The 17,689-nt window shown below is 40.0% G+C and carries 17 protein-coding genes; 14 read left to right on the top strand and 3 right to left on the bottom strand.

What is annotated here, in order from left to right; translation table 11 throughout:
• Window positions 1-5: 5 nt before the first annotated feature.
• The 3 genes from R2S10_RS12260 to R2S10_RS12250 all read right to left on the bottom strand — a co-directional run bounded on the left by R2S10_RS12260 (window position 6) and on the right by R2S10_RS12250 (window position 2,203).
• Entirely contained in the window at window positions 6-404 is a 399-nt protein-coding gene (locus R2S10_RS12260) for a DUF1648 domain-containing protein (protein WP_316840729.1), read from the bottom strand.
• A 2-nt stretch (window positions 405-406) separates the two neighbouring features.
• Complete coding sequence (gene upp / locus R2S10_RS12255) at window positions 407-1,051, bottom strand: uracil phosphoribosyltransferase (protein ID WP_316840728.1); 645 nt, start codon at window positions 1,049-1,051, stop codon at window positions 407-409.
• A gap of 108 nt (window positions 1,052-1,159) precedes the next feature.
• Entirely contained in the window at window positions 1,160-2,203 is a 1,044-nt protein-coding gene (locus R2S10_RS12250) for a DUF7033 domain-containing protein (protein ID WP_316840727.1), read from the bottom strand.
• Window positions 2,204-2,489: 286 nt separating this feature from the next.
• On the opposite strand from R2S10_RS12250, the gene uvrB reads away from it, so the two are divergent.
• The 14 genes from uvrB (at window position 2,490) to R2S10_RS12180 (ending at window position 17,646) form a co-directional block, all read left to right on the top strand.
• Window positions 2,490-4,550 (top strand): excinuclease ABC subunit UvrB, encoded by a 2,061-nt coding sequence (gene uvrB, locus R2S10_RS12245; protein ID WP_316840726.1) that lies wholly within the window; start codon window positions 2,490-2,492, stop codon window positions 4,548-4,550.
• A 2-nt stretch (window positions 4,551-4,552) separates the two neighbouring features.
• On the top strand, window positions 4,553-4,750 hold the full coding sequence (locus R2S10_RS12240) for a YwbE family protein (RefSeq protein WP_222535497.1): 198 nt from the start codon (window positions 4,553-4,555) through the stop codon (window positions 4,748-4,750).
• 93 nt (window positions 4,751-4,843) lie between these two features.
• Window positions 4,844-5,113: a DUF4834 family protein gene (locus R2S10_RS12235; RefSeq protein WP_182958264.1), complete on the top strand. Its 270-nt coding sequence runs from the start codon at window positions 4,844-4,846 to the stop codon at window positions 5,111-5,113.
• Between the two features lie 87 nt (window positions 5,114-5,200).
• Window positions 5,201-7,681 carry a hypothetical protein gene (locus R2S10_RS12230; protein WP_316840725.1) on the top strand — a complete coding sequence of 827 codons (2,481 nt, stop codon included), beginning with the start codon at window positions 5,201-5,203 and terminating at the stop codon, window positions 7,679-7,681.
• A 222-nt stretch (window positions 7,682-7,903) separates the two neighbouring features.
• The gene (locus tag R2S10_RS12225) at window positions 7,904-8,755 is read left to right on the top strand and encodes a UDP-2,3-diacylglucosamine diphosphatase (protein WP_316841099.1); all 852 of its coding nucleotides are present in this window, start codon (window positions 7,904-7,906) and stop codon (window positions 8,753-8,755) included.
• A 29-nt stretch (window positions 8,756-8,784) separates the two neighbouring features.
• Window positions 8,785-9,771: a glycosyltransferase family protein gene (locus R2S10_RS12220; protein ID WP_316840724.1), complete on the top strand. Its 987-nt coding sequence runs from the start codon at window positions 8,785-8,787 to the stop codon at window positions 9,769-9,771.
• Between the two features lie 29 nt (window positions 9,772-9,800).
• A complete protein-coding gene (locus R2S10_RS12215) occupies window positions 9,801-10,781 on the top strand; it encodes a DUF6427 family protein (protein ID WP_316840723.1) in 981 nt (326 codons plus the stop codon).
• A gap of 68 nt (window positions 10,782-10,849) precedes the next feature.
• Complete coding sequence (locus R2S10_RS12210) at window positions 10,850-11,605, top strand: type III pantothenate kinase (RefSeq protein WP_316840722.1); 756 nt, start codon at window positions 10,850-10,852, stop codon at window positions 11,603-11,605.
• Window positions 11,568-12,878: a hypothetical protein gene (locus R2S10_RS12205; RefSeq protein ID WP_316840721.1), complete on the top strand. Its 1,311-nt coding sequence runs from the start codon at window positions 11,568-11,570 to the stop codon at window positions 12,876-12,878. The genes R2S10_RS12210 and R2S10_RS12205 overlap by 38 nt, the downstream gene beginning before the upstream one ends.
• A gap of 7 nt (window positions 12,879-12,885) precedes the next feature.
• Window positions 12,886-13,458 carry a hypothetical protein gene (locus R2S10_RS12200; RefSeq protein ID WP_316840720.1) on the top strand — a complete coding sequence of 191 codons (573 nt, stop codon included), beginning with the start codon at window positions 12,886-12,888 and terminating at the stop codon, window positions 13,456-13,458.
• 128 nt (window positions 13,459-13,586) lie between these two features.
• Window positions 13,587-15,683: a peptidylprolyl isomerase gene (locus R2S10_RS12195; protein ID WP_316840719.1), complete on the top strand. Its 2,097-nt coding sequence runs from the start codon at window positions 13,587-13,589 to the stop codon at window positions 15,681-15,683.
• Window positions 15,684-15,745: 62 nt separating this feature from the next.
• Window positions 15,746-16,261, top strand: coding sequence for a DUF2480 family protein (locus R2S10_RS12190; RefSeq protein ID WP_316840718.1), 516 nt, complete (start codon window positions 15,746-15,748; stop codon window positions 16,259-16,261).
• A 30-nt stretch (window positions 16,262-16,291) separates the two neighbouring features.
• Window positions 16,292-17,068 carry a DUF3108 domain-containing protein gene (locus tag R2S10_RS12185; RefSeq protein WP_316840717.1) on the top strand — a complete coding sequence of 259 codons (777 nt, stop codon included), beginning with the start codon at window positions 16,292-16,294 and terminating at the stop codon, window positions 17,066-17,068.
• Between the two features lie 5 nt (window positions 17,069-17,073).
• Window positions 17,074-17,646, top strand: coding sequence for a DUF3109 family protein (locus R2S10_RS12180; RefSeq protein ID WP_316840716.1), 573 nt, complete (start codon window positions 17,074-17,076; stop codon window positions 17,644-17,646).
• The last annotated feature ends 43 nt before the right edge of the window (window positions 17,647-17,689 follow it).

Genomic DNA, 17,689 nt, shown 5'->3' with positions numbered 1-17,689 from the left:
GTTCATCAGTAATTAATGGTAATACTGATGAGTGTTGCAAAGATAACAACAACCAGAACTTTTAAGTACCGAAGTAACCTGGTCGCTATAACATATTGGCGATGGGCATTTTCTGGGGTAATAGGGGTTAAATAATTGAAGTAATGGGGGTAATTATTGACTACAGTGAGTAAAATATACAGTGCTGTAGCCAACATTGGCAAGCTATAAATATCAGATTTGTGACCAAAACTATCGGCTTCTCCGGAAAAATTGAAGTGAATGGGGATGGATTCCGATAATCCCGCGTATTGCACATATACACATAGCCATAAAGTCATCAGCAATAAAAACCCGATCCCTTCAATTATTTTATCGAATAAAGATAGTTGTAGCTTGATTACGGGTCTTTTTATGATGGCCATGGTTATTGTTTGACGCCATAAGCGAGGTCTCCTGCATCGCCTAATCCTGGTACAATATAAGACTTACTTGTCATTTCTTCATCAATAGCACCAAACCATAGTTTTGCTTTAGGGAGGTTGGCTTTCAGGTGGTTAATGCCTTCTGTGCTGGCAATTGCACATACGATATGCAATTCCTTGATGCGATAGCGGTTTAATAATTCTTTACAGCAAAGCACCATACTCATGCCAGTGGCTAACATTGGATCTGCAACGATGACTACCTTGTCGTTCAGATCCGGCGCATATACATTCTCTACCTCCACAATGAAATTCCCATTCTTGTGTAATTTTCGATAAGCAGTAATAAAAGCCGATTCCGCTTGGTCAAACACGTTCAATAAACCCTGATGTAAAGGGATTCCTGCCCTTAAGATCGTTGCTAGTACAGGCTGCTCTGGAAGGTAGGCAGTTTTGGCCATTCCTAATGGTGTTTGCGTCTCTTTTCTTTCGAACTCCAGGGTTTTACTGATCTCATAAGCGAAAAATTCACCCAGGCGCTCCATGTTTCTACGGAAACGCATGGTGTCTTTTTGGATGTTTTCATCACGAAGTTCGGCAAGGAACACATTGGCAATGGAGTTGGTTTTATCTAAGTTGAAAATCATCGTTCTAAGAATAAAGTGAGGAAATGAGATATTTAAGGAGCAGGTAAGGTATAAGAATTAAGGTGGAAAATGTAGGTTTAAAATAAAAAAGATGTCCGGATATTACAATTATCCCAGGGCAATTATTTTGTGTTGCCACAGGCTAAAAAAACTGCCATCAACAAGTTTTACATGATCCATTAGCTCGTTTAATAACAACAAAGGATCTTTATTAGTTTTCTTTCCCCCGGCAATTCCTGCATAGCTGACTGCAAAAGGAAAGATTCTCAATTGAGATTGTTTTTCCATTTGTAGGTCATACCAATGAAAAGGGTTGCAGGTGCCAGCTCTGAATCCTGGAGTATCGGGATAGTACATGCTATAGTCCCTGCTGATGTTTTTTGCTGACAACTTGATGTAGCTTTTTGGTAGCGTCAATTTTTCTTCCCAATTGCTATGGTGATGGGTATTTGGCAGTAGGAACTCTGGTGGTGCAACATGGCCGTTTTTTTCCATCTCTGTTATCAACTGACGAATAGTGGTCATTTGTTCCTCTTTTCTTTTTCCAGCAAAGTGTTCTTTTACCAGTCGATTCATAAATCCAAATGCCCTTTTTACCGGATGAGTTATTGGTTGATGCTCCGGATTCAGGGAATAAGCAACTTTGAAGCTAAAGTTTCTTCTTGGGAATTTCAGGTTTGGAAAATGGAGGTGTAAAATGTTTTTTAAAATGATCGTCCATTCATCTATGACGGGGATTTGGAGCAAGCCCAATTTATACTGCAAGCTTAAGCGCGCCCGAAAACCAGGCCCCTTCCGATTGTCGAAAGGCAGATATTCTTCATATCTGCTCAGAAAGTAAAAGGAAGCCGCAAAAGGGTCGAAAGGTAAGGTGCTTCCTTCCACTGCAAAAGGTACCTGATGGCTGCCAAAGGTGGTGGTTTTGATTTTTTGGCGCTTGATGGAATGGTCGGTTAGCAATCCGGCACTCTTAAAAAACAAGGTTTTTTGAATGGGATGTTTTGCATAGCAAAGTTTTGGGGCATCTGCGCTGAGGAACTCTGCCAGATTTTTAGGGTATTCCAATTCCAGGCCTAAAATCTCTTTAAACATGAAATTGAAAATGTATTTGATGCGAGGGCTGATTAATGGAGCATAAACTAAAAGCTTCATAGGTGTAATTTTTAAATATTTCCTCCTTTTATTCTAAGTTATACATTTGAAATTTAAAATTGTTTTATTTGCTTATGTTATTGTTTGTTAGTGCTTTAATAGTTGCTGTTGCAGGTTGGTAGAGCTGCCGATGGCCGACTGATGTATGAGGTTATTTTAAAAACAACATTGCAATTTTCTTGTTTCACCTAGGTGATGATGGTCAGTAGCAGTGCCCTCATCCACAGCAAATAATTCCTTATCTTTGCTTTTGTACTCAACATCAAGATAAATAGAGAATCTACCCATGAAGTTTCAGCTTGTATCAGACTATAAACCAACCGGAGACCAACCCAATGCCATTAAGCAATTGGTGGATGGCGTAAACAGCGAAGAAAATTATCAGACACTTTTGGGCGTAACAGGATCAGGTAAAACTTTTACCATTGCGAATGTGATCGAGCAAACTCAAAAGCCAACCTTGATTTTAAGTCATAATAAAACGCTGGCGGCACAGCTTTACGGAGAATTTAAACAGTTCTTTCCTGAAAACGCCGTCAATTACTTCGTCTCTTATTACGATTATTACCAGCCTGAGGCTTTTATGCCCAGCACCAATACCTATATAGAAAAAGACCTGAGCATCAACGAAGAAATCGAAAAACTTAGGTTACGTACTACCTCCGCTTTAATGTCAGGGCGTAGGGATGTGATTGTGGTTTCCTCTATTTCCTGTATTTATGGTATGGGAAATCCAGAAGATTTTTCCAGATCTGTATTTCGTTTTTCAGTAGGGACTAAAATTTCAAGAAATAGCTTTTTACATAGCCTGGTGGAAATCTTATATGCCAGAACTACTACTGAATTTAAACGGGGAACTTTCCGCGTAAAAGGGGATACGGTAGATATTTTCCCTGCTTACCTGGATGAAGCTTATCGCGTTTCATTTTTTGGTGATGATATTGAAGAACTGAGTCTGATTGATCCGGTAACCGGAAAAACATTGGATAAAATGGAGGATATGGCGGTTTATCCTGCTAATCTTTTCGTAACGCCAAAAGATCGTTTTACTTCCTCCATCTGGGGGATCCAGGAAGAATTGGAGATCCGTAAAACACAATTGATCTCTGATGGTCATATGTTGGAAGCGAAAAGGCTGGAAGAAAGAGTAACTTTTGATATTGAAATGATGAAGGAACTCGGTTACTGTTCAGGAATTGAGAACTATTCGAGGTTCTTTGACGGCCGTTCGCCGGGAATGAGACCCTTCTGTTTACTGGATTATTTTGCAGATGATTACCTGATGGTGATTGATGAGAGCCATGTGACTGTACCACAGATCCGTGCGATGTATGGAGGTGACAGATCGCGTAAAATGTCGCTGGTAGAATATGGTTTCCGCTTGCCATCTGCATTGGACAACAGGCCATTGAACTTTGATGAATTTGAAAGGCTTGCGCCTCAAACGATATATGTAAGTGCCACCCCTGCAGATTATGAATTGCAGAAAACAGATGGTGTGGTTATTGAACAGGTGATCCGTCCTACGGGACTATTGGATCCATTGATTCAGGTGAAACCAGCCGTAAATCAGGTGGATGATTTACTCGATGAGATTGATAAAACCATTAAAATGGGCGACCGGATTCTGGTGACCACGCTGACCAAGAGAATGGCAGAAGAACTTACCAAATATATGGATCGCTTAAATATCAAATGTCGTTACATTCACTCCGAAGTGAAAACTTTGGAAAGGGTAGAGATCCTTCGTGGATTGCGCCTAGGTGAATTTGATGTACTGATCGGGATCAACTTACTTAGAGAAGGACTGGATTTACCGGAAGTTTCTTTAGTAGCAATCCTTGATGCCGATAAAGAAGGGTTTTTACGTTCCGATCGTGCCTTAATCCAGACCATCGGAAGGGCTGCACGTAACGATAGGGGTAGGGTGATCATGTATGCCGATAGGATCACGGATTCTATGGAAAGAACGATCAGCGAAACCAATAGACGTCGCGAAAGACAAATTGCCTATAACCTGGAACATGGCATCACGCCGAAAACTGTAGGAAAAAGCAGAGAAGCGATTCTGGAGCAAACCTCCGTACTGGACTTCTCTGGAAATGCTGCAAGGGCAAAAGCCTATGTGGAAGTTGATGAAATCAGTATGGCAGCAGATCCGATTGTTCAGTTTATGACCAAGGCGGAAATGCAGAAATCCATCGATAAAACGCGTAAAGATATGGCCAAAGCGGCCAAAGAAATGGACTTCCTTATGGCAGCAAGACTTCGTGATGAGATGTTTGCTATGGAAAAAGTATTTGAAGAAAGATTTAGTAAATCAGCAACAGCTGAACCTATAAAATAACAATGGACGGAAAGAATAGAAAAGACGTATATCCAGGATTGGAAGTAGAGATTATCCTTAAAAAGGATCAGAGAACAGGAAAATTAACCAGAGGGATTGTAGCCAATCTGCTCACTTCATCGGCCTTCCATTCCAGAGGAATCAAGGTGCGTTTGGAAGATGGACAGGTAGGTCGTGTGGCCGAAATAGTAGAAGATTAAGCCGCTTATTGTAATGAAAAAGCAATAATCTACGGAATTTTGTAATAATGAAATTCTAATTCCGTCTATATTTGTAAATATTAATTTAACACAATGGCATTTTTAAAATTTATTGTAGTCACTTTTTTAGTACTGTATCTTCTTCGCTTAATTTTGCGTTTGATATTTCCTATGGTATTGAAAAGTATGTTTAGCAAGGTGCAGCGTCAAGCTGAAAACCAGGCCAGACAAGCTCAAGGCCAGGCCAGGCAGCAAGACAGCAAGCCTGAAGGCGCAATTACTATCGATTATATGCCACCTCAAACTAAAGGTGGTAAAACAGATAAACTCGGTGATTTCGTAGATTACGAAGAGGTTAAATAAAGTATTTTATTCTAATCGATAAATTTCCTTCCTAATCTGTATCAATTTTATATTTTTGGGGTTAGTTTAAATCTTAAACAAACCTTAATGAATAATTGGTTAAAAGCGAATGGCATCCACCTGGCCATCATTGGATTTTTTGTGATCATCTGTTTTGTCTATTTCAGTCCTGTAATGCAAGGAAAAGCCCCTGCACAAAGTGACGTCATCCAGGCAAAAGCTACTGCTAAAGAAATTATGGATTATAAGGCTAAAGATGGCAAAGGCCCTCTTTGGACGAATCAAATGTTTGGCGGTATGCCTGCCTATCAGATTTGGGTGCAACACCCAATGAATGTAGGAACTTACGTGATCTCGACAATTAAAGCCGTTTTCCCGGATCCGGTAGATGCAGTTTTATTGTACCTGGTAGGTGCATATCTGCTGTTTTGCGTCCTTAGGGTAAATCCATGGCTCGCCGCAGTAGGCGCAATCGCTTTTGCCTTTACTTCCTATAATTTTATTATTATCGCCGCCGGCCATAGCAACAAGGCATTAGCCATTGCTTTTATTGCGCCGATTATTGCTGGTGTAATCCTCACGCTAAGAGGTAAATATTGGTTGGGAGGAAGTTTAACCGCTTTATTCCTGGCATTGGAAATCAGAGCCAACCACATCCAGATGACCTATTATCTGATGATTGCGCTATTGATCTTCATCGGTATCGAAGTTTATCATGCCGTAAAAGAGAAAAAACTGGCTGCTTTTGGTAAGTCAATGACCTTCTTAGGTCTGGCCCTGCTGGTATCTTTAATGGTAAATGCAGGTAAACTGTGGACTACTTATGAGTATGGTTTGGAGTCTAACCGTGGAAAATCTAACATCACTACCGATAAAGCTGAAGAGAAAAACGGCCTATCAAAAGAATATGCTTACGGATGGAGCCAGGGTGTAGGCGAAAGTTTCACCTTCCTGATTCCTAACCTTTATGGTGGTGCAACGAGCATCGACCAGATCGCGAAACCGGAAAGTCATACTTATAAAGCATTACAAAGTGTAACTGGCGGAGATCCTACCCAGGCAATTCAACAATTGGCCGGCCAGATTGGTCTGCAACAATATTGGGGCGAAAAACCAGGTACTTCAGGCCCTTATTACTTCGGAGCCATCGTATGTTTCTTATTTGTATTCGGTTTATTGATCGTTAAGAACAGATTGAAATGGTGGATCGTAGGTACTACAATACTGTTTATGTTGCTTTCTTTCGGAAAAAATGCACCATTCGTATCTGACCTGTTCTTCGAATACTTCCCAATGTACAACAAGTTCAGAGCCGTAGAATCTATTCTGGCCCTGGTTGGATTATTGGTGCCGATCTTAGCTGTGCTTGCAATTAAAGAAGCGCAGGAAGATGCTTATGATCAAAAAACATTGATCAAAAGATTAACCATTGCAGGAGCAATTACCGGTGGTTTTGCATTGATCGTAGCAGTTATGCCTACTGCTTTCTTCAGCTTCACTTCTTCTACTCATCCTCAAATGCTACAGGCTTTGACTCAGATGTTGGAAAATAACAGCGGAGTAGCACAAAGCATTACCAATGCTTTAATTCAGGATCGTGCAGATATCGCTCGTACGGATGCTTTACGCTCTTTATTCTTAATTGCGATTGGTTACGTACTGATTTGGGCTTTCATCAATAAGAAACTAAACGCGCAAACGACCATCATCATCCTTGGATTGGTGATTTTAACAGACCTTTGGCAGGTAGATCGCCGTTATTTAAATAACAGCAACTTTGCAAACAAAAGCGATTTGACCAACCATTTCCAACCGCGTGATGTGGATACGTTTATTATGGCAGATAAAGATCCTAACTTTAGGGTATTAGATTTGACCATTTCTACGTTCTCCGATGCAAGTACTTCACAGTTCCATAAAACGATTGGTGGTTACCATGCTGCTAAGTTGAAACGTTACCAGGAATTGATCGATAGTCAGCTGTCGAAAAGCGTAAATCAGGACGTATTGGATATGTTGAATACGAAATATATCATTACGCAGGATCAACAAAATGGTTCTTATAAAATGCAACGTAATCCAACGGCTGCAGGTAATGCCTGGATCGTTCAAAATGTGCAGTTTGCACAAGATGCGGATGAAGAAATGAAAGCGATCAGCAGCTTTGATCCTAAGAAAGAGGCGATTGTAGACATTAAATACAAACATTTAATCGATACTAAACGCCTGGGTGCAGATCCATCGGCATTCATTAAACTGGATAGTTACCACCCGGATCACCTGGTGTATTCTTACAGCGCGCCAAGAGATGTAATCGCGGTATTCTCTGAAATTTATTACGATAAAGGGTGGAATATGTATGTGGATGGGGTTAAAAAACCTTATTTCAGAGCAGATTACGTGTTGCGTGCAGCGCAGTTAGAAGCTGGAAATCATAAAGTAGAGTTTAAATTTGAGCCGGTTTCTTACTATATGGGTGAAAACATCTCTTTAGCAGGTTCGATATTGCTGATTGCAGGTTTAGGTTTTGCCTTCTACTCAGACAATAAAAAGAAAAAAGCAGCATAACGCTTTAAAAATAGTTTAGCAGGCCCGATGTTGAAAAGCATCGGGCCTTTTTTGTAAACCAGGTTTTTATAAATAATGATTCCTTAACAGTCTCTTCATCTTAGTGTTGCATTTTTGTATCATAAACTGTTAAACCTATGCAGGAATTGTTATTGATCATTTGTTTAGTCGTCGGGATTGCTTTCTTTTTCAGTCCTTACGAACTCTGGTTGGAGGAAGATGATGTCTAAAAGAGCCGTGGATATCGTGGTCATCTCCGACGTTCACCTTGGGACGTATGGCTGCCACGCCAAAGAACTCTTAAAATACCTGAAAAGTATCAAGCCAAAGCAGATCGTCCTCAATGGCGATATCATAGATATCTGGCAATTTAGCAAGCGCTACTGGCCGGAAACACATATGAAAGTGCTGCGGAAACTCATGAAATTTGTGGTAGAAGGTGTACCTGTCTATTACCTGACCGGTAACCATGATGAGCTGTTGCGCAAGTTTGCTGATATGCATTTGGGTGCTTTTCACCTGCAAAATAAACTGGTTTTAGAGCTGGACGGGAAGAAAGCATGGTTCTTCCATGGTGATATCTTTGATGTAACAATGCAGCATTCCAAATGGCTGGCTAAATTAGGAGCCGTAGGTTACGATTCTCTCATTCTCATCAATAGCCTCGCCAATTGGTTCCTCGGACTTTTCGGTAAGGAGAAAATGAGCTTCTCTAAAAAAATTAAAGCAGCCTTTAAAGATGCAGTGAAATTTATCAATAGCTTTGAAAATACTGCGGCTGAACTGGCCATTCAAAACGGATATCAATATGTGGTTTGCGGACATATTCACCAACCTGAAATGAGAACCATCAGCACTGAAGAAGGAGGAGTATTGTACTTAAACAGTGGGGATTGGGTGGAAAACCTGACCGCATTGGAGTACGCTGACAAATCCTGGAAGATCTTTAAATATGACCCCAAAGATTTTGAACAAGAAGAACTGGAAGAGGGCGAATTGTCCGACAGCGAGGATCTTCACAGCAAACTGGATATCAATGTACTGCTCCAAAAGATTAAATTAGAAATTGTCTAAAGCGTAAAAATTGTAGATATTCGGTGCGGATGAAAATACTATACGCTATTCAGGGTACAGGAAACGGACATATTAGCAGAGCAAGGGAAATCGTTCCTTTATTGCAGCAATATGGAGAGGTAGATTTACTGATCAGCGGTACCCAGGCAGATGTTCAATTGGTGCAAAAAGTGAAGTACCAACTTCATGGATTCAGTTTTGTTTTCGGTAAAAAAGGCGGTGTAAATCACTATGAAACCTGGAAAACAATGAACCTTCCTCGTTTTGTAAAAGACATGAAGACGATCCCCCTAAAAGAATACAACCTGATTCTGAATGATTTTGAGCCGGTAACGGCATGGGCTTGTCGCATGCAAGGTGTGGAAAGCGTTGGATTAAGTCACCAGGCCTCTTTTCAATCCAGAAAAGTACCAAAGCCTAAAAGTATCGACTGGGCACAATTAGTAATGAAATATTATGCGCCAGCAAGCCATTATGTAGGTTTTCACTTCGAACGTTATGACGATTTTATCTATACCCCAGTAATTCGTGCGGAAATCCGAAATATGAAGGTCAGTAACCTTGGCCATTATACAGTTTATCTCCCCGCAATCGATGATAAATACCTGGTGCCCATCCTTAAGCAGATTCCTTTGGTGAAATGGCAGGTGTTTTCAAAACATACCAAATTGAGCTATATAGATGGCAATGTGGAGGTCTGCCCGATTAACAATGAACTATTCAATAAAAGCCTGGCTTCTTGCGCAGGGTTATTTACTGGTGGTGGTTTTGAAGGTCCTGCAGAAGCATTGTTTCTTGGGAAAAAGCTGCTGGTTGCCCCAATGAAATTTCAATACGAACAGCAGTGCAATGCCTTCGCGCTAAAGAAATTCGGACTGCCAGTGATCTGGGCCAGTAACAGGAATTGGCTACCCATCATCAAAAATTGGGTTGAACAACCTCAGGAACATCAGTTCCATTTCCCCGATGAAACCGCTGCGGTAATTGATAAAGTAGTAAAGGATTTTGCCAGATAATTTGCTTTACTTTGCCTTAATATACAGGCATGATCAATCAATTTAGAAATTTAAACCCTATAAACCTGCTCCTGTTATTCGCATATACTTTTTTTATGCGCATGGCGATTTTTGCAGACCCGCCAGAACACCTGAATTTTGAATTCCTGGAACCCTATACCAAGTTTTTTATTCAGATTCCGGTTCAGAACACTTTTTCACCAATAGGTAATGCATTTTTTGCAGCGATTATCATCTATATCCAGGCGATCTTGTTCAATCGGGTAGTGAATAATCATGGTTTGCTGAATAAACCGAATTTTTTACCAGCATTGCTTTATGTGACTGCCGCGGGCTTATTTATGCCCTTTCTGGTACTGAGTCCAACGCTGATCTGTAATTTCCTGCTGATCTGGATCATGGATAAACTGCTGAAAGTAGGTAAATCTCCAAATGCCCTGATGATCATGTTTGACATTGGGATGCTCATCGCTATCGGTACCCTGATTTATTTCCCTTTTATTGTAATGCTGGCCATGATCTGGTTTACGCTGCTGCTCTATCGTTCCTTTAACGGTAAAGAGTGGATTGCTGGTCTGGTAGGCTTTTTAACCATATTTTTCTTTGTCTGGGTGTTCTATTACTGGAACGATAGCCTCTCCATGTTCTATAAAATCTGGCTGCCACTAGGCAATAAATTCCCTTCTGTATTCAAAATCAATTACAACGATTACCTGGTACTGGTTCCGGTATTAGTAATGATGGTTTTGGCGATTATTCAGCTGCGAGAGAATTTCTTCAGGAGCTTTATCAGCACCAGAAAAGCCTTTCAGATGCTGTTCATCATGTTTGTAGTAGCCATCCTCAGCTTTTATATGAAGCCAGATTTCAGGCTTTACCATTTCCTGCTTTGTGTGCCCCCAGGCTCGGTTTTGCTCGCTTATTATTTTTCTAACGCAAAAAAACGCTGGTTTTATGAGAGCTTATTCCTGATTTTGGTTTTTGCAATCCAGTACTTTTTGTTTGTTTAACTTTTTTTAACAATTTGCATCCTTGAAACTTGCTAAAGATTAATAGCTTTGTGCCATGAGGGCTGGAGATGCATAATCTTGTTATAGATATCGGTAATACTAACAGTAAGGTTGCTGTTTTTGATGACAGAACGATTGTTCATACTCAAGCATTTAAACAACTTGCTCCGGAGATATTGCTCGATTTGATTCAACAATACCAGATCACCTGCTCCACGATATCGAGTGTAGGACCCGAATTAGAAGAGGTCATAAATGTATTGAAAAACAATACGGTTTATATCCCCTTCTCTACTGGTGTCAACACAGGGATAAAAAATTATTATCAAACATTAGCCACCCTGGGACTGGATCGATGGGCAAAAATCATTGCCGCGAATCACTACCATCAAGGGAAAAGCTGTTTCATAATAGACGCAGGAACCTGTATTACCTACGACCTGCTGAACGCCCAGAGTGAGTATTTTGGAGGAAGCATAAGTTTAGGAATAGAGATGCGTTTTAAAGCATTAAACCATTACACCGGGCGATTGCCACTGGTAGATTGGGATCGGGAAGAAGGAACAATACCGGATGGTACCAACACAACTACCGCCATTCAGAATGGTGTTTTACAAGGCGTAATTAATGAAGTGGAGGGCTTTATCGCTCAACAAAATAATAAAAATATAGACCTTACGGTACTGATAACAGGAGGTAATGCTGCATTTTTGCTGAAACAATTAAAAAACAGCATCTTTGCGCCTCAAATTATTCATGATCCGTATCTGGTTATAAAAGGATTAAATGAAGTCATTGCTTTCGAATATGTACAAAAAAGTTAATTATATAGCAGCGGTATTGGTATTGTTTACCGGCATAACTGCCCAGGCACAGATTACATCTCAATCTCCATATTCAAGATATGGCCTTGGAAATGTGAAACAATTGGTGCTTCCTCAATTAAGGGCAATGGGTGGAATTTCTGCCGGTGTTTATAAACCGAATGGTTATAGCAACATCAATATGCAAAATCCTGCTTCGTACCCTGGAATTAGCATGACCACTGCTGATATTGGTATTTCAGGCACATTCAATACTTTGAGCCAGGGAAGTCTTTCAGAGAAAAGTTTTAACGGATCTTTAAGCCACATCGCATTTGCATTCCCTATTAAACAAGGAAAGACAGGATTAAGCTTTGGTTTGATGCCTTTTACTCAGGTAGGTTACGATTATCAAACTCAGGGTAGAGTGGATACCAGTAATGCAATTACCAGATTTACAGGTCAGGGAGGTTTATCTAAAGCTTACTTAGGAATCGGCCAGGCAATCGGTGATAACTTTAGAATAGGTGCTAACGTAGAGTATATCTTTGGTGAAATAGAAAATACCAGCTCTTTCGAATTACAAAGACTGAATGCAATCTATAGCAGAATACAAGATAAAAATAGTGTAGGCGGTGTAAGTTTCTCTTACGGTGCGCAATATGAAATTAAATTGGGTAGTAAAAAGAGAATTACTCTAGGGTATTCAGGATCTGCATCCTCTAATATTAACTCCACCAAAACTTATCTGGCCTCACAATTTATCAGAACTTCTGAAGGGGATGATAGTGGTATTGCAGATACAACCACCATTATTGATGGCGCAAAAACCAGCATGAAACTTCCCTTAACGCATAACTTCGGTTTTACGATCCAAAAGGATAATAAATGGATGTTTGGTGCGGATTATAGAATGGGTGGATGGAAAAAATTAACAATTTCTGGTGTAAACCAAGGTTTACAGGATAGCTGGGGTGTTTCTGCAGGTGGTCAATATACACCTGATATCACTTCTATCAATAACTACTTTAAACGTGTAGATTACCGTATAGGTTATACCTACGATAAGACATATATTCAGAAAGCTGGCCAGGATATCAAACAACAAGCCGTTACTTTCGGTTTAGGACTGCCTTTAGCTTCCAGCAGATATTCTATTTATAAAATGAACTTCACGACTGAAATCGGTCAAAGAGGATCATTGTCGAATGGATTGGTCAAAGAAAATTACATCAACTTCCATATTGGATTTACACTTAATGATACCTGGTTTATTAAAAACAAGCTTTATTAAGCAGACGATGAAGTCCTTAAGCATTCCCTCTGGTTTAGCTGTACTTTGCTTATTCCAGCTTTGCTTGAGTTCTTGCGGGGAAGACGACTTGAAAAAAGCCGCCCCCCTTTCTAAAACGGACCTGGTACTCAACCGGGACCGTACCATTGGTGTAGAAATTATTTACAGTGACTCTTCCGTTGTGAAAGCAAAAGGAACAGCCCCCATCATGGATAAAATTACCCCTAAGAATGGCGCGACTTATCAGGAGATGCCAAAAGGGGTAAAGATCAATTTTCTTAATGATAGCCTGAAGGTCAAAGGCTCGATTACTTCCGATTATGCCATCTCCAAAGACGTAGAGAAAATCATCATCTTTAAACGTAATGTCATCGTTGTAGACGAACAACTGACTTTTAATACCGAAGAACTGACTTGGGATCAAAACAAACATATGTTTTTCTCACCATCCGGTGTCATCACCAAACCTGACGGTACAGTGATCCATGCTGTAAATTTTAGCGCTACGCAGGATTTTAGCGTTTTTAACTTCGAACAAGGCTTCGGTGAGACTTATGTAGACAAAAAATTCGGCGAATAATCAGCCCTTTTAAAAGCCCATATTTCCTTAATTTTTAAATACTTAATCAAAAACAATTTTATATTTTCTTTTTTTAGCAAAAGTTGTATCTTGCGACCTCTTAAAAAAGATTTATAAATAAGGATATTATGGGTTTAATGACATTTTTGCGGAATCGCGCAGGGTACATTTTGATCGGTGCCATCGGTTTTGCAATTGTTGCATTTTTAGTTGGTGATGCAGTTAACGTAGGTAAGCCTTTCTGGGCAGAATCTCAAAAGGTTGTCGGATCGATTGACGGTGAAGATATTAGCATTGATACTTTTGGTCCTAAAGTAGACCAGAGTTTAGCGCAGTTTAAACAACAATATGGTGGCTCAGGCAATGCCCAAATGCAGGCAATGGCAGTAGACAACGTTTGGAACGGTGAAATTGCAACGGTTCTTTTAGGAAAAGAATACAGTCGTCTTGGTTTGACAATCTCTGGTGATGAATTATATGATTTATTGCAAGGTAAAAACCCAAGCCCACTAATTGTTCAGTATTTCGGTAACCCACAAACAGGTCAGGTAAACCGTGCTGAAGTAATTAGCTCCCTAAAGCAACAAGCAAAAAATCCTCAGTTGAAACAACAATGGGATATGTTGCAAGCAGAGATCGAAAAACAAGCTTTACAACAAAAATATTCGAACTTGGTTCGTAATTCAGTATATGTAACCACTCTGGAAGCAAATGATGAATACATCAACCGTAATAAATTGGCTAACTTTAAATATGTAGCCCTTGATTATGCTGGTATTCCTGATGCAAGTGTGAAATTGACAGAATCAGATTACTCTGATTATTACAATGCCAATAAAGCACGCTTTGAAAGCCCTGTAGAAACACGTTCATTCGAATATGTTACTTTCAGCGTTAACCCAACAAAAGATGATTCTGTTGCGGTAAGAACTCAAGTAGAGAAATTGGCGGCAGGCTTCAAAACTGCTGTAAATGATTCTTTATTCGCAGCTTTAAATTCAGATGTGAAAGTTCCATATACTTACATGACTAAAGGTAAATTGGATCCTGCAGTTGACTCTGTAGTTTTTAACCTTCCTGCAGGTAGCTATTATGGCCCTATATTCTCTGGAAATTCTTACAAATTGGTGAAAGTTGTTGATACTCGTTTCTCTCCAGATTCAGTAAAAGCAAGCCATATCTTAATCGACCCAGCTAAATTAGGTGGTGTGGATAAAGCCATCAAATTAGCAGACTCATTAAAAGGATTGGTTCAAGGTGGTGCGAACTTCGCAACATTGGCAAAACAATACAGTGTAGATGGTTCGAAAGATAAAGGTGGTGACCTTGGTACTTTCAGCCGCGGACAAATGGTTCCTGAATTTGAGAACGCTGCCTTCAATGGTAAACCAGGCGATCTTAAAGTAGTAACTTCTCAGTTCGGCGTTCACTTGATTAAAGTAGAGAAACAAGTAGGGAATTCGAAAGTAGCTAAATTGGCTTATATCGAGAAAAACCTAGCTCCAAGTAATAAAACTAAAGATGCAGCTTACAAAAAAGCAAGCAGCTTCCTTGCTGAAGTGAAAGACAATAACTTTAGCGAACTGGCACAGAAAAAAGGTTACACTGTTGGTGTAGCTGATAAAGTGACTGCTTCTCAAGGTTTCGCTCCAGGTTTAGATAACCCTCGTCAGTTGATCCGCGATGCGTATGCTGCTGATAAAGGTGATATCCTGAAAGAAATCTACCAAATGGATAATGCTTTTGTAATTGCCCGTGTAACTGGTGTGAATCCAAAAGGTACTTTACCATTAGAAGCGGTTAAAAAAGAAATCGAACCATTGGTAATGAATGCTGTAAAAGCAAAACAACTGCTTGAAAAAGCAACTGCAGCGCTACAAGGTGCAGGAAATATTGATCAGGTAGCACAGAAATTAGGAAAAGCGGTTAACCCGGTTCAGAATATCGTGTTCGCTAACCCAATCATTCCAGGTGCTGCTCAGGAAAATAAATTGGTAGGTTCCGTATTCGGTTCTCAACCAGGTAAAGTTTCTAAGCCAGTAGATGGCGAGCGTGGCGTTTATGTATTCTCAGTAGATAATTTCATCAATCCAGCGCCTCTGGCGAATACCTACAAACAAAAAGAAGCAATGATGCAGGCAATGGCTCAACGTTCTCTAGGTTCAGCTTTCCAGGCATTACAGGATAAAGCCAAGATAAAAGACAATAGAGTGAAATTCTATTAATCTTATTTTACGTAATTTTGTAACCGGAAGTATTTTGCTTCCGGTTTTTTTATTTTATAAGCATGGATATTCAAGAAAACTTCGTTAACAAAGTAGCTGCAAGTGGCTTGATCACCTTCAACCTGGAAGAATATTACCATTCTGGCGAAAGGGTGGTTTATGATATCAAAGACAATCTTTTTCATGGTCTCATGTTGAGGGAGAAAGACTTTAGAGAGTTTATTAAAACCCACGACTGGGCCAGTTATACCGGGAAAAATATCGCAGTGATCTGCAGTGCTGATGCTATAGTACCTACCTGGGCTTATATGTTGCTGGCCAATAAATTAAAACCTTATGCCAATGAAGTGGTATTTGGAAGCCTGGAAACCTTGGAGTCTGTATTGTTTACCAAAGCCCTGGCCAAAATAGACTTGAATGCCTTCGCAGGAGAACGCGTGGTGATCAAAGGTTGCGCAGATATCGATGTGCCTATTTCTGCTTATGTGGAGATTACCAGCCTGCTAACACCAGTGGTAAAGAGTATTATGTATGGGGAACCTTGTTCTACTGTGCCGATTTACAAGCGAAAGGATTAAGTTTGGAGTGTTTTTTGTTTAAACCCTGATATGAAGAAATCATTATTGATCATCACTATTGCATTATTAAGTTTCAGGGGCATGGCTCAAGAGCTTCCTTTTGTTAAAGAACCTGTTTTTCAGGTTGGGGAAGTGTTGAAATATAGATTAAGGTATGGTTTTATTACCGCTGCTGAAGGCACCATAAAAGTGTTAGATTCTGACCTTAAATTTGATGGTAAACCAACTTACCGCTTGTCGGTAGATGGAGAAACCTCTGGTTCCTTCGATATTTTTTATAAAGTAAGAGACCATTATGATTCCTATATCGATAGGGTAAACTTAAAGCCTTATTTCTATCAGGAGAAAATCCGCGAAGGTGGCTACCGAAGAGAGGATAAAGCCAGATTTTATCAAGGTGAACAGAAGGTTGTGGCCACAAAAGGAACTTTTAAAACACCCGATAAACAGACGTTCGACCTGGTATCTGCCTATTATTTTGCGCGGAGCCTGGACATCAGCAAGTTGAATATAGGAGATGAAGTGAAGTTGAACTACTTTTTAGGCGATGAAATTAATCAGCTTCAAATTGAATTTATCGGTCGAGAAGTCGTTAAAACGAAAATGGGCAAGATCAGATGTTTGAAATTTAGCCCTTCTATTAAGCCTGGGCGGGTTTTTAGAAAAGATAGTAGATTATACCTGTGGATCACAGATGATGGAAACAGGGTGCCTGTAAAGGCTCAGGTGGAGATTATAGTGGGCGCAGTGACAATGGAAATTAAATCAGTGGAAGGATTAAAGTATCCTTTGGCGATCGTAAAATAAATAAAATGATAGAAGTACAAAATACACTCGTTCACGAGGACCTGATCAGCGAAAGCTTTGTCTGCAACTTAAACAAGTGTAAAGGCATTTGCTGTGTGGAAGGTGATGCAGGTGCCCCTTTAGATGTCGCGGAAACCGCAATTCTGAAGGATATTTATCCGAAGATTAAACATCTGCTGGAAGAAAAAGGGATTAAAGCCATCGAAGAACAAGGAACCTCAGTAGTAGATGCTGATGGTGACCTTACCACTCCTTGCGTGGATGGGAATAAAGAATGTGCCTATGTTACTTTCGAAAACGGAATCACCAAATGCGGTATAGAAAAAGGGTATGAGCTGGGTATCGTAGAATGGCAAAAGCCAATTTCCTGCCATTTATATCCAATCCGCGTGACACAATACCCGGAATTTGAAGTGTTGAATTATGATAGATGGCACATTTGCCACGATGCTTGTTCTTTTGGACGAGAATTAAAAGTACCGGTATACCAGTTCCTGAAAGGACCACTCATTAGAAAGTATGGCGCAGAATGGTATACTGAACTTGAAAATAGTGTCGCTTTAAATCGCGAAGGCTAATTTTAGGGTAGTCCCAGAAAGGTAAATTTGTGCTGAATAAGTA

This window comes from Pedobacter gandavensis, assembly GCF_032678745.1.
GTDB lineage: Bacteria > Bacteroidota > Bacteroidia > Sphingobacteriales > Sphingobacteriaceae > Pedobacter > Pedobacter gandavensis_C.
Note: the sequence above shows the minus strand (reverse complement) of the source record. Positions and strands in the feature narration are given on the sequence as shown.